Annotated in this window: 10 protein-coding genes; 6 read left to right on the top strand and 4 right to left on the bottom strand. The window is 58.7% G+C overall.

All coding sequences use genetic code 11. The features are described from left to right. Nucleotides 1-115: 115 nt before the first annotated feature. Nucleotides 116-1102, top strand: a complete 987-nt coding sequence (locus tag GF108_RS06600) for an RluA family pseudouridine synthase (RefSeq protein WP_113280039.1) — start codon at nt 116-118, stop codon at nt 1100-1102. Nucleotides 1103-1170: 68 nt separating this feature from the next. Beyond that, a complete protein-coding gene (locus GF108_RS06605; RefSeq protein WP_153668192.1) occupies nt 1171-1962 on the top strand; it encodes an ATP12 family chaperone protein in 792 nt (263 codons plus the stop codon). 63 nt (nt 1963-2025) lie between these two features. On the opposite strand, the gene glnA is transcribed toward GF108_RS06605, so the two are convergent. From glnA to uvrA, 4 genes are all read right to left on the bottom strand, one after another. Next, nucleotides 2026-3435 carry a type I glutamate--ammonia ligase gene (glnA, locus tag GF108_RS06610; protein WP_027233193.1) on the bottom strand — a complete coding sequence of 470 codons (1410 nt, stop codon included), beginning with the start codon at nt 3433-3435 and terminating at the stop codon, nt 2026-2028. A 71-nt stretch (nt 3436-3506) separates the two neighbouring features. Beyond that, the gene (locus GF108_RS06615) at nt 3507-3845 is read right to left on the bottom strand and encodes a P-II family nitrogen regulator (RefSeq protein ID WP_027233194.1); all 339 of its coding nucleotides are present in this window, start codon (nt 3843-3845) and stop codon (nt 3507-3509) included. Nucleotides 3846-4087: 242 nt separating this feature from the next. Next, nucleotides 4088-4894, bottom strand: coding sequence for a DUF72 domain-containing protein (locus tag GF108_RS06620; RefSeq protein WP_153667366.1), 807 nt, complete (start codon nt 4892-4894; stop codon nt 4088-4090). A 57-nt stretch (nt 4895-4951) separates the two neighbouring features. After that, on the bottom strand, nt 4952-7873 hold the full coding sequence (gene uvrA / locus GF108_RS06625; RefSeq protein ID WP_153667367.1) for an excinuclease ABC subunit UvrA: 2922 nt from the start codon (nt 7871-7873) through the stop codon (nt 4952-4954). 416 nt (nt 7874-8289) lie between these two features. Here uvrA and GF108_RS06630 point away from each other — a divergent pair, with 416 nt between their 5' ends. From GF108_RS06630 to GF108_RS06645, 4 genes are all read left to right on the top strand, one after another. Further along, a complete protein-coding gene (locus tag GF108_RS06630) occupies nt 8290-8805 on the top strand; it encodes a single-stranded DNA-binding protein (RefSeq protein WP_091922962.1) in 516 nt (171 codons plus the stop codon). A gap of 538 nt (nt 8806-9343) precedes the next feature. Beyond that, nucleotides 9344-10441, top strand: a complete 1098-nt coding sequence (locus tag GF108_RS06635; RefSeq protein WP_153667368.1) for a porin — start codon at nt 9344-9346, stop codon at nt 10439-10441. A gap of 123 nt (nt 10442-10564) precedes the next feature. Beyond that, a complete protein-coding gene (locus GF108_RS06640; protein ID WP_153667369.1) occupies nt 10565-10984 on the top strand; it encodes a hypothetical protein in 420 nt (139 codons plus the stop codon). A 3-nt stretch (nt 10985-10987) separates the two neighbouring features. Further along, entirely contained in the window at nt 10988-12220 is a 1233-nt protein-coding gene (locus GF108_RS06645) for an HlyD family secretion protein (RefSeq protein WP_113280487.1), read from the top strand. The last annotated feature ends 27 nt before the right edge of the window (nt 12221-12247 follow it).

Below are 12247 nucleotides of genomic sequence, written 5' to 3' on the forward strand. Positions count from 1 at the left end.
CTTGTGGTTTAGGTAGCGTGTTGCCCGCTGTGCGGCGGGTAATCGCACGAGCCTCGCAATATGGCTCGCAAGAGTTGCCGCATAGTGTTATGCGCATGCCTGAAAGGTCAGGTTTATGGCAGTTGTAGAACAAAAAACAGTCGATACAGGTGAGGCGGAGATGCGCCTCGACCGATGGTTCAAGGTGCATTATCCGGGGCTCGGCTTCGGCCATTTGCAGAAATTGCTGCGGTCGGGGCAGATCAGGGTCGACGGGTCGCGGGCAAAGTCGGACACTCGCCTGCAGGCGGGCCAGAGCGTGCGAATTCCGCCGCTGCCAGTCGATTCAAAGGCCGAGGGCAATCTCACCGGCAAAAGCATACGCGGCCGTGAGGATGGCGACGTCCTGTCGCAAATGTTGCTATACGAAGACCCCAAGGTATTCGTATTCAACAAGCCGGCGGGGCTCGCGGTACAGGGTGGCTCCGGCGTCAATCGCCATGTGGACGACATGCTCGAAGCCTGGCGCAACAAGAAGGGCGAAAAGCCGCGTCTCGTGCATCGCCTCGACCGGGATACCTCCGGCGTTCTCGTCGTTGCAAGGACCCGCGGCGCCGCGCAGGCTCTCACCGCGGCGTTCCGCGAGCGCGACACCAAGAAGACCTATTGGGCATTGGTGAAGGGCGTGCCGCGGAAGCGCGAGGACAAGATCACCACCTGGCTGGTTAAGGAGGCGACAGCCGATGGCGACCGAATGCGTATCGCCAAGCATGGCGAGCCGGATTCCGACCATGCCGTTTCCTACTACCGCGTCATTGAATCGGCGGGGCAGGTGCTTACCTGGCTCGAGATGGAGCCATATACGGGACGAACCCACCAGTTGCGCGTTCACGCCGCCCATATCGGCTGCCCGATCATCGGGGATCCGAAGTATTTCGAGGCGGATACCAACTGGTCGTTCCCGGGCGGGATTCAGAATCGCCTGCATCTTCATGCGCGACGCATTCGTGTTCCCAATCCATCGGGCGGGACGATCGATGTCACGGCGCCCTTGCCGCCGCACATGGTACAATCCTGGAACCTGCTCGGCTTTGACGAGGCCGATGCGGACGAAGAGATGTGAGCGGCTTGCCCGCGCATTCTCTCGCGCCTATATCCGCCGCAACGAATTGAACATCAATGGGTGACGACATGCGCAACGATCTCTTCAACCTCGATGCGAAAGAGGGGCTTTCCGATCCCGATCCGGTTCGGCGCGCCCAGATACAGTCGAAACTGCCGCTGCCAAAGCGGTTCTACAAGGAAGCGCAGGTCGCTGAGCGCGACGGCAGGTTCGTCGTCGAACTCGACGGGCGCAGGGTCAAGACGCCGGCGCGCCAGGACCTCGCATTGCCGACGCATGCCGCCGCGCAATTGGTAGCAGAAGAGTTTGCCGCGCAGGAAAAGGAAATCGATCCAGCGCGGATGCCGGCAACGCGCATCGCCAACACGGCGATCGATGGTATCGTGCACGATCCGCAGGCGGTGCTCGAGGATGTGCTGCGCTTTGCTGCGTCGGATATGCTCTGCTATCGCGCCGGTTCGCCCGAGCGGCTAGTAACGCGTCAGACCGAACTTTGGGATCCGCTGGTCGACTGGGCCGGAGCCAGCCTCGGTGCGCGCTTTATGCTAGCCGAAGGTGTCATGCATATCGAACAGCCGCGCGAGGCACTCGCCGCTTTCAGCGTGCATCTCGGGCAGTTCAGCGATCCCTTCGCTATCGCCGCCCTCCACACGATCACGACGCTGACCGGCTCTGCCATTCTCGCGCTTGCCGTCGCCAAAGGTGAAATCTCAGGTGCCGAAGCCTGGAAGCTTGCTCATGTGGACGAGGACTGGACGATCGAGCACTGGGGCGAAGATGCGGAAGCGAGCGAGCGCCGGGCCATCCGCGAGCGGGAAATGATGGCGGCTGTCCAAATGCTGGAAGCTGTCGCAAGCTGATTGATCCAAGACAGGGCAATGAAAAAACCCCGGCGCAAGCCGGGGTTTTTCGTTGTCAGGTGATTACACCGAGTAGTACATGTCGTACTCGACCGGATGCGGGGTCATTTCGAAGCGCATGACCTCGGCCATCTTCAGTTCGATGAAAGAATCGATCTGATCGTCGTCGAAGACGCCGCCGGCCTTGAGGAAGCCGCGATCCTTGTCGAGGCTCTGCAGGGCCTCGCGCAGGCTGCCGCAAACAGTCGGGATCTTCTTGAGTTCCTTGGCCGGCAGGTCATAAAGATCCTTGTCCATCGGCTGGCCCGGATGAATCTTGTTCTTGATGCCGTCGAGACCAGCCATCAGCATGGCGCTGAAAGCGAGGTAAGGATTGGCCGAAGGATCGGGGAAACGGATTTCCACGCGCTTCGACTTCGGCGACGAGCCGAAGGGGATGCGGCAGGAAGCCGAACGGTTGCGGGCGGAGTAGGCCAGCAGAACCGGTGCTTCGTAGCCCGGTACCAGGCGCTTGTACGAGTTGGTCGACGGGTTGGTGAAGGCGTTGATTGCCTTGGCATGCTTGATGATGCCGCCGATGAAGAACAGGCAGTTCTCGGAAAGACCGGCATATTCATTGCCGGCGAATGTCGGCTTGCCGTCCCTCCAGATCGACATGTGGACGTGCATACCCGAGCCGTTGTCGCCGAAAACCGGCTTCGGCATGAAGGTCGCGGTCTTGCCATAGGCATTGGCGACCTGGTGCACGACGTACTTATAGATCAGCATCTTGTCGGCGTTGCGGGTCAGCGCATCGAACTTGACGCCGAGCTCATGCTGGGCAGCAGCCACTTCGTGGTGGTGCTTTTCAACGCGCACGCCCATTTCGGTGAGCACGGTCAGCATTTCCGAGCGCATGTCCTGACAGGAATCGATCGGCGGGACCGGGAAATAGCCGCCCTTGATGCGCGGACGGTGACCGAGATTGCCGGTCTCGTAGTCGGTGTCGTCATTCGACGGCAGTTCGGTCGAGTCGAGCTTGAACCCTGTGTTGTAGGGATCGGCCTTGTACTTGACGTCGTCAAAGACGAAGAATTCGGCTTCCGGACCGACGAAGATGGTGTCGCCGACGCCCTGTGCCTTCATGTAGGCTTCGGCCTTCTTGGCGGTGCCGCGCGGGTCGCGATTATACGCTTCGCCGGAAATCGGGTCGAGGATGTCGCACAGGATGACCATTGTCGACTGGGCGAAGAACGGGTCCATGTGAACCGTGTCAGTGTCGGGCATCAGCACCATGTCGGACTCATTGATGGCCTTCCAGCCGGCAATCGAGGAACCGTCGAACATGACGCCATCGGCGAACATGTCCTCATCGACTTCTGCAATATCCATCGTCACGTGCTGCAGCTTGCCCTTGGGGTCGGTGAAACGAAGGTCAAGGAACTTCACATCGTTGTCCTTGATCTGTTTCAGGATGTCTTTGGCGGTGGTCATGTTTTTTCCTCACTCGGTGACGATGATTGGGTTTGCCGGCCCGAACGTGCCAGCAGATGGGAGAGTTAGCTTTAGATTGCGTCGATGCCGGACTCGCCTGTCCGGATACGCACGACTTCCTCGATGTTGGAGACAAATATCTTACCATCGCCGATGCGGCCGGTCTGCGCGGCCTTGCGGATTGCCTCAATGGCGGCCTCGACGGAATCGTCGCCAAGAACGATCTCGACCTTCACTTTCGGCAGGAAATCGACGACGTATTCGGCGCCGCGATAGAGTTCCGTATGGCCCTTCTGGCGGCCGAAGCCCTTTGCTTCGGTAACGGTAATGCCTTGAAGCCCCACTTCCTGCAGTGCCTCTTTCACCTCATCCAGCTTGAATGGTTTGATGATGGCTTCGATTTTCTTCATCAGAGAATAATCTCCCTATGTACACAAACGAGCCTCTTGCCCGCTTGCCTCAACAAAAGCAGGAACTATGCCAATTCGGCGGCGTAGTCACAAATATCGACGTTACGGCGTAGCGGGCGGCGCATTTGTCCCCGCCACCTTGTTCCAAGGTAGGACTGCTTCGAAAAACGACTGAGGATGCAGATTAAAAAATAAGCAAATTGCATAAAAATTGTGCGGTAAGCCGAGTTGCGAGTGCCGGCTTACTGCTTGATCCGCTGTGCGAGTGCCTGAGCTGCCTGCGGAGCGCGCACTTTGCCTTCATGGATGAAATAAACAAACACGTCGCGTTGGCGCTTCGGCGCCTTTTCGTCGGGAGCGGCGAGAGGAAGATCCTCGGGTGCGTTGCCCATTGCCCAGTCCTTGGCGCGGTCGGCCCATCTGTCGAGCGCTTCCGTCGGATAGGCGGTCTCCACCGCATCGTCACCTTTCTGCAAACGCGCATAGACGAAATCCGCGGTCACATCGGCGATTTCGGGATATTCGAAGTGTTCGGCGTAAACAACTGCAACGTTCTTCTTGCGGGCAAGCGCAATGAAATCCGGATCGACGAAGGAGGGGTTGCGGACTTCCACGGCATGGCGGAGCGCGTGCCCCGCTTCCTTTTCCGGCAGAAGATCGAGGAACGCGCCGAAATCCTCGGCGTTGAATTTTTTCGTCGGCGCGAATTGCCAGACGAGCGGGCCGAGCCTGTCACCAAGTTCGACAACTCCGGATTTGCAGAAAAATTCGATGGATTCACCGGCTTCCGCCAGCACCCGCCGATTGGTGACGAAGCGATGGCCCTTGACCGAGAAGATAAAACCATCCGGCACCTGCGAGGCCCATTTGGCGAAAGTCGCCGGCTTTTGCGTGCTGTAGTAGGTGCTGTTGATCTCGATGGTCTGGAGGTGCTGGCCGGCATACTCCAGTTCCTTGGTCTTCGACAGGCCCTTCGGATAGAAGGTGCCGCGCCAGGGTTCGAAGATCCATCCGCCGATGCCGGTGCGCACGGTGCCGCTGTCGGTCATTTATTCTCCTCCGCTATGCGAATACGAAAAACCCGCCACGGCAGTGGCGGGTTTTGATCACTCGGCGGCGGCCTGCGCCTTATGGCCGGGACGCCGGTTCAGAAGTTCCTTGAGGAAATGACCGGTATAGGAGCGATCGACCTCGATAATGTCCTCGGGACGTCCGACCGCAACGATCTCGCCGCCGCCGTCGCCGCCATGCGGCCCAAGATCGATTACCCAGTCCGCAGTCTTGATCACTTCGAGGTTGTGCTCGATGACAACCACCGTATTGCCCTGGTCGACCAGTTCGTGCAGCACTTCGAGGAGCTTCGCCACGTCGTGGAAGTGCAGCCCCGTCGTCGGCTCGTCGAGGATGTAGAGCGTGCGGCCGGTAGCCTTGCGCGACAGTTCCTTGGCGAGCTTGATGCGTTGCGCCTCGCCGCCGGAAAGCGTGTTGGCTTGCTGTCCCACATGAATATAACCGAGGCCGACCTTGGCCAGGGTTTGCAACTTGTCGCGAACGGCCGGAACGGCGGCGAAGAACTCCGCGCCTTCCTCGACCGTCATATCGAGCACGTCGGCAATCGACTTGCCCTTGAACAATACTTCGAGCGTTTCGCGATTGTAGCGCTTGCCGTGACAGACGTCGCAGGTGACATACACATCGGGAAGGAAGTGCATTTCGATCTTGATGACGCCATCGCCCTGGCAGGCTTCGCAGCGCCCGCCCTTGACGTTGAAGGAAAAGCGGCCGGGCTGGTAACCGCGAGCTTTCGCCTCGGGAAGCCCGGCAAACCAGTCGCGGATCGGCGTGAACGCACCGGTATAGGTCGCCGGATTTGAGCGCGGCGTGCGACCGATGGGAGACTGGTCGATATCGATCACCTTGTCGAGATATTCGAGCCCGTCGATGCGATCGTGCTCCGCCGGATGCTCCCGCGAACCCATGATGCGCCGCGACGCAGCCTTGAACAGTGTTTCGATGAGGAAGGTCGACTTGCCGCCGCCCGACACGCCCGTCACCGCCGTGAAGGTGCCGAGCGGGATTTCCGCCGAAACATTCTTGAGATTGTTGCCGCGTGCGCCAACGACCTTGATGCGCTTCTTGTTGAACTTGCGCCGCTCTGATGGCACGGCTACTTCGATCGCGCCGGAAAGGTATTTGCCGGTCAGCGATTTCGGGCTCGCCATGATGTCGGCGGGCGTTCCCTGGGCGATGATTTCGCCGCCATGGATGCCAGCCGCCGGTCCAATGTCGACGACATAGTCAGCCGTCAGGATCGCATCTTCATCATGTTCGACGACGATCACCGTGTTGCCGAGATCCCGCAAATGACGCAGCGTCTTCAATAGTTGCTCGTTGTCGCGCTGGTGCAAGCCAATGGACGGCTCATCGAGGACGTAAAGCACGCCCGTCAGGCCGGAGCCGATTTGCGAGGCGAGCCGGATACGCTGGCTCTCGCCGCCCGACAAGGTGCCGGAATTGCGCGACAGCGCGAGATAATCAAGGCCGACATCGTTCAGAAAACGCAGGCGCTCGCGGATCTCCTTGAGAATGCGCGCGGCAATCTCCGTCTGCTTGTCATTGAACGTCTTGTCGATGTCACGGAACCAGGCGTCGGCATGGCGGATGGACTTCTCGGTGACCTCGCCGATGTGCAATCCGCCGATCTTGACGGCCAGTGCCTCCGGCTTCAATCGGTAGCCGTTGCAGGCCGGGCATGGCGTGCCGGACATGAAGCGTTCGATTTCCTCACGCGACCAGGCGGAATCCGTTTCCTTCCAGCGACGCTCGAGGTTTGGAATGACGCCCTCGAAAGGCTTGGTGGTGCGGTATGACCGCAGACCGTCATCATAGACGAACTGGACTTCGCGGTTGCCGGTGCCATAGAGGATGGCTTTTTGAGCCTCTTCGCTCAAATCGCTCCAACGGTCGCCAAGCTTGAAGCCATAGGCCGCGCCAAGCGCGTCCAGCGTCTGGTTGTAGTAGGGCGAACTCGACTTCGACCACGGGGCGATGGCTCCGTTCTTGAGGGTCACATTCTCATCAGGCACGATCATGGTCGGATCGATGGCCTTTTGCGTGCCAAGTCCATCGCAGGTCGGGCAGGCGCCGAATGGATTGTTGAACGAGAACAGCCGCGGCTCAATCTCGGGAATGGTAAATCCCGAGACCGGGCACGCAAATTTTTCCGAGAACATGAGCCGTTCATGGGTCTCGTTCTTCGACTTGTTGGCGGATTCACTCGCCGTCTCGTCAGCCGGTAACGGTTTGTCGGCAAATTCCGCAATCGCGATGCCGTCGGCGAGTTTCAGGCAGGTCTCGAGACTGTCGGCAAGGCGCGCCGACATGTCCGGGCGCACGATGATACGATCGACTACAACGTCGATATCGTGCTTGTACTTCTTGTCGAGGGCAGGGACATCGGCGATTTCATAGAAGATGCCGTCCACCTTGACGCGCTGGAAGCCGCGTTTCTGCAGGTCCGCCAGTTCCTTGCGGTACTCACCCTTACGGCCGCGGACGATCGGCGCGAGAATGAAAAGGCGCGTGCCTTCCTCAAGCGCCAGAACGCGATCGACCATCTGGCTGACCGTCTGGCTTTCAATCGGAAGCCCCGTTGCCGGCGAATAGGGAATACCGACGCGCGCAAACAGCAGGCGCAGATAATCATAGATTTCCGTAACCGTGCCGACCGTGGAACGCGGATTGCGGCTGGTTGTCTTCTGCTCGATCGAGATTGCCGGCGACAGGCCATCGATCTGGTCGACGTCCGGCTTCTGCATCATTTCAAGGAATTGCCGCGCATAGGCCGACAGGCTCTCGACATAGCGACGCTGTCCCTCCGCATAGATCGTGTCGAAGGCGAGCGACGACTTCCCCGATCCAGACAGCCCCGTCATGACAATCAGCTTGTCGCGCGGCAGATCGAGGTCAATATTCTTCAAGTTGTGTTCGCGAGCACCGCGAATGGAAATATACTTCTGATCGCTCATGAGTCTTGCCTTTGAGGCACGCCGTTTGGAAGGAGGGATTGCTCTCAGGCGAGAGACTTTCCCTTATTTAGAAAGTCTTTGGCGATTTGCGAGATCAAACCCGGTCGGAATCACCATACCCATGTTGACATTGCTTGGGCAAGTGATAGAACAAAAATAGAACAAAGGGCAAGAGACTTGCCGATCTTCGCAAAGCGCTTCGCGATGAAAGTGTATTGCCGGCATCCTGGCGACAGGTTGCACAACAATCATATGCCAAACCTCCTGACAGATTTGGCAGGAGCCTGTCAGCTGGGTGGCGAAGCGGGAAATGCGCGGGCTGTATATTGTGGATAGCGGTAATGAATTGCCCGCCGTCCATGCGCGTTCTGTATGATGGCCGAAATTTTTAGAACAGGGTTGATGGAGTTCATATCATGGCAGGCAGTGTCAACAAGGTCATTCTGGTAGGCAATCTTGGCGCTGACCCGGAAGTGCGGCGGCTCGGTTCGGGCGATCCTGTCGTCAATCTGCGCATCGCCACCTCGGAAAGCTGGCGCGACAAGAACAGCGGCGAGCGCAAGGAAAAGACCGAATGGCACAGCGTCGTTATCTTCAACGACAATCTTGCCAAGGTCGCCGAGCAGTATTTGAAGAAGGGCATGAAGGTCTATCTCGAAGGCGCCCTGCAGACACGCAAATGGCAGGACCAGACCGGCAATGACCGCTACTCGACCGAGGTCGTGCTGCAGAAGTTCCGCGGCGAACTCCAGATGCTGGATTCGCGCGGCGAGGGCGGTGGCCGGTCCTTCGACAACAATTCGGCGCGCGGGCAGGTTTCCGACAATGACTATGGCTCCGACTTCGGGCGTTCCAACGCCTCGTCGTCGAGCAGTTCCTCCAGTTCCGGCGGGAATTTCTCGCGCGATCTCGACGACGAAATCCCGTTCTGAGAACGGGTCGCCCATAGCACCGGGGAACCAAAGTTCAGAACAGGTCCTCAACGATAGTGCAGACTGCAATCGACTGAGCTTTTTTCCCTATCTTTGGCCGCTTAGGCTTGTTCCCTTTGGCCCCGAAAGTGACATTCGCTGCTTCGAGGCCCGTTGCGCATAAAAAAAGAGGCTCGGTATTGATCCGAGCCTCGTGCCATTACGGGGAAATGTGCACGGACAAATTCTGCAATGATTTCCAGCAGATAGAAATAGATCAGGCGCTCGGTAAATCGAACTACGACCAAGGGCCCGGGAGTGACCGACCTTAGTCCCAACCGATGCCGCCGGCCGTGGGCCCGTCGTATCACTGACAAGTTGCAATGCTAGGTTGCTTTGAGCCTCCTGGAAAGCTCTGAGGTGTGGCGGCATGGCGACAGTATTGGCTTTCCATGCGTGATATAGATTGTTCGATGTAGTTGGGATTAGCGCAACATTCGGGGGCGTCGCAGTTTTCCCGATTTCGTTTGAATGTTGCCGGTACACCCTGGGGGACCTCATGGCTGTTCGAACGCTTCTTTTTTCTTCAGTCGCAACGATTATAACGACATCGGCGGCCTATGCAGCCGATGCGGTTGTCGTCGCTGAACCCGAACCTGTCGAATATGTGCGCGTATGCGATGCCTACGGCAAGGGTTTCTTCTATCTTCCAGGCACTGAGACCTGCCTGAAGGTGAACGGCTATCTGCGCGTTGATGTCGCCGGCGGCGATGATCCCTATACCGGCGGCCACATCGGGGGAGACGATGACACCTGGTATGCGCGCACGCGCGCCGAAATCCGTTTCGACGCCCGTTCCGAAACCGAGCTTGGCACGCTCCGTTCCTTTGCCGATACCCGCTTCCAATTTACCAACGGCAGTGACGGCGGCGCCTCGCTGCACCAGGGCTATATTGAACTCGGCGGCTTCCAGATCGGCGTGAATGACGTCCTTTTCGGCTCCTGGCTGGGCTATGCGGGCGAGGCGATCATTCAGGATGACGTCATCCAATATGGCTCAGACAGCCTTTCCAGCAATCAGGTCAGCTATACGTTCAAGGGAGGAAATGGTTTCTCCGCAATTGTCGCTGCCGAGCAGGGCGAGGAATTCAACGGCTACGATTACGTTATCGACGATTACATGCCGCATGTGCTCGCCGGCGTGAAGCTCCAGCAAGGCTGGGGCCAGATCGGCGCCGTCGTTGGCTATGATTCCGTGCAGGATGATGTCGGCGTAAAGGCTCGCCTGGACGTCAGCCTTACCGACTCCATATCCGCATGGATCATGGCGGGATATCAATCCGACTACGATTCGGATTCCTTCAACACGAACCAGAACCGCAATTGGTACGGTCTGTGGGAGGGAGATTGGGCCGGGTGGGGCGGGTTCGCCGTAAAAGTCACCGAGAAGGCGACCATCAACGGCCAGGCGGCCTATGAAGAGCAGGGCACCTGGGCTCTCGCCCTCAACGTCAACTACGAACTTGTGCCCGGCTTCATCATCAGGCCTGAAATCGACTACACCAAGTTTGGCGGGGCCCGCAAGGAACAGGCGGAGAGCGAGTTCGGCGACGATGACGCGATCGGCGGTATTGTCCGCTTCCAGCGTAACTTCTAGATACGCCTACGGAAAGTTACCGTAACGTACTTTTTTTAGCCGATCCAACGTGTAGGTTGTAGCTTACGTGCATGTGCTTGCACGCTTGGGGCCCGAACTTTCTGCATGTGGGAGGAGGCCGTTATGGCCGAAAAGATGAACCCCGCGGTGGTTGACCATCTGCCGTCGTTTATTCCTGTGCCTGGACACAGCGACTGGCTCTTCAACGCCGTCGTTGTCTTTCTGCTCATCGTGGTGCTGGTCGTCGGCAACCTCTATTTTCAGCTTCACGCTGTGCCGGAGCGCATGGCGCACCGCACGAGCAAGGTACAGATCGAAATCGTCGCCGTACTGGCGTTGATTTCACTGTTTACCCACAATCACATTTACTGGATCATTGGCCTGCTGCTCGCGATGATCGAGTTTCCCGACTTTTCGACGCCGATGAGTTCAATCGCCCAATCGCTCGAGCGCATCTCGGGCCGCGAGAGTTCGGCGCTTACCGACGAAGATGCTGCTGCTACTGACGCCGAGAAAATCGCCAGCAAAGGCGAGGGGATCTGAGCCATGTTCGAGTTGCTGCTCTGCTCGATGCTCACCGTGTTTCCCGACTACCTTTTTCGCCGCTATGTCCAGGGCAAGCGCATCGGCCGCGAGATTACGCTCTATACGATGTGGTATGAACTGCGCTGGGGCATAACCGCCTGCCTGCTGCTGACGGTCCTCCTGATTACGACGATTTTCTACTTTCATCCGACAACGAACAACGTCACCGCCATTTTCCGCACCGTCACGATCCTGCCCGAGACCAGTGGTCGCGTCGCCGAGGTCTATGTGACCAACAATGAGAGTGTAGCGGCCGGTGCGCCGCTGTTCCGGCTCGACAGCTCCGAACAGGAAGCCGCCAAGGAAACCGCGCAACGCGGCATTGCCGAAGTCGACGCCGCCTCGGCGGTGGCCAAAACCGAACTTGCGGGTGCGGACGGCATGATCCAGCAAGCGCAGGGCGCGCTTCAGCAGGCCATCGACGAACTCAATACCAAGCAGGAGATCATGCGGCGCAACGCCAATGTGGTCGCCCCGCGTGAGATCGAGCGTCTGCAGGTCGTCGTGGATGGCCGCAAAGGCGCCGTCGATGCCGCTGTCGCCAACAAGGAGACGCTGCAGGCGCGCATCGCCGCGCTGCTGCCTGCGCAGAGATCGAGTGCCGAGGCTGCGTTGGCACAGGCGCAGGTCGAGCTCGACAAGATGATCGTGCGCGCCGGCGTCGCGGGGACCGTCCACCAGTTCACGCTGCGGCCCGGCGATTTCGTCAATTCGCTGCTGCGCCCGGCCGGGATCCTCGTGCCAACCGAGGCCGGCCGCGTTGCTCTCATTGCCGGCTTCAACCAGATTGAAGCGCAAGTCATGAAGCCCGGGATGATCGCCGAGGCTACCTGCATCGGTAAGCCCTTCACCATCATTCCCATGGTGGTCACCCAGGTGCAGGACGTGATTGCCGCCGGCCAGTTGCGTCCGACCGATCAACTGATCGACGTGCAGCAGATCGCCCAGCCAGGAACCTTGACGGTCTTTCTCGAACCGATATTTGCGGGTGCCCTGGAAGGCATTCCTCCCGGAAGCAGTTGTATCGCCAATGCCTACACCAGCAATCACGCAGCTCTCGAATCGAAGGATCTTGGCACGCTGCATCGTTTTTTCCTGCATGGCGTCGATGCTGTCGGGCTTGTCCATGCGGCGATCCTGCGGATTCAGGCCATATTGCTGCCGGTTCAGGTATTGGTGTTCTCGGGACATTGACGCGGCCCATGACGTATGGAACGAGGT

Source organism: Phyllobacterium sp. SYP-B3895 (assembly GCF_009647635.1).
GTDB classification, from domain to species: Bacteria; Pseudomonadota; Alphaproteobacteria; order Rhizobiales; family Rhizobiaceae; genus Phyllobacterium; species Phyllobacterium pellucidum.

What these genes read in the sequence shown, in the direction of transcription:
- GF108_RS06600 (WP_113280039.1), top strand. Translation starts at nt 116, where the DNA reads ATGGCAGTTGTAGAACAAAAAACAGTCGATACAGGTGAGGCGGAGATG.
- GF108_RS06605 (WP_153668192.1), top strand. Translation starts at nt 1,171, where the DNA reads ATGCGCAACGATCTCTTCAACCTCGATGCGAAAGAGGGGCTTTCCGAT.
- glnA (WP_027233193.1), bottom strand. Translation starts at nt 3,435, where the DNA reads ATGACCACCGCCAAAGACATCCTGAAACAGATCAAGGACAACGATGTG.
- GF108_RS06615 (WP_027233194.1), bottom strand. Translation starts at nt 3,845, where the DNA reads ATGAAGAAAATCGAAGCCATCATCAAACCATTCAAGCTGGATGAGGTG.
- GF108_RS06620 (WP_153667366.1), bottom strand. Translation starts at nt 4,894, where the DNA reads ATGACCGACAGCGGCACCGTGCGCACCGGCATCGGCGGATGGATCTTC.
- uvrA (WP_153667367.1), bottom strand. Translation starts at nt 7,873, where the DNA reads ATGAGCGATCAGAAGTATATTTCCATTCGCGGTGCTCGCGAACACAAC.
- GF108_RS06630 (WP_091922962.1), top strand. Translation starts at nt 8,290, where the DNA reads ATGGCAGGCAGTGTCAACAAGGTCATTCTGGTAGGCAATCTTGGCGCT.
- GF108_RS06635 (WP_153667368.1), top strand. Translation starts at nt 9,344, where the DNA reads ATGGCTGTTCGAACGCTTCTTTTTTCTTCAGTCGCAACGATTATAACG.
- GF108_RS06640 (WP_153667369.1), top strand. Translation starts at nt 10,565, where the DNA reads ATGGCCGAAAAGATGAACCCCGCGGTGGTTGACCATCTGCCGTCGTTT.
- GF108_RS06645 (WP_113280487.1), top strand. Translation starts at nt 10,988, where the DNA reads ATGTTCGAGTTGCTGCTCTGCTCGATGCTCACCGTGTTTCCCGACTAC.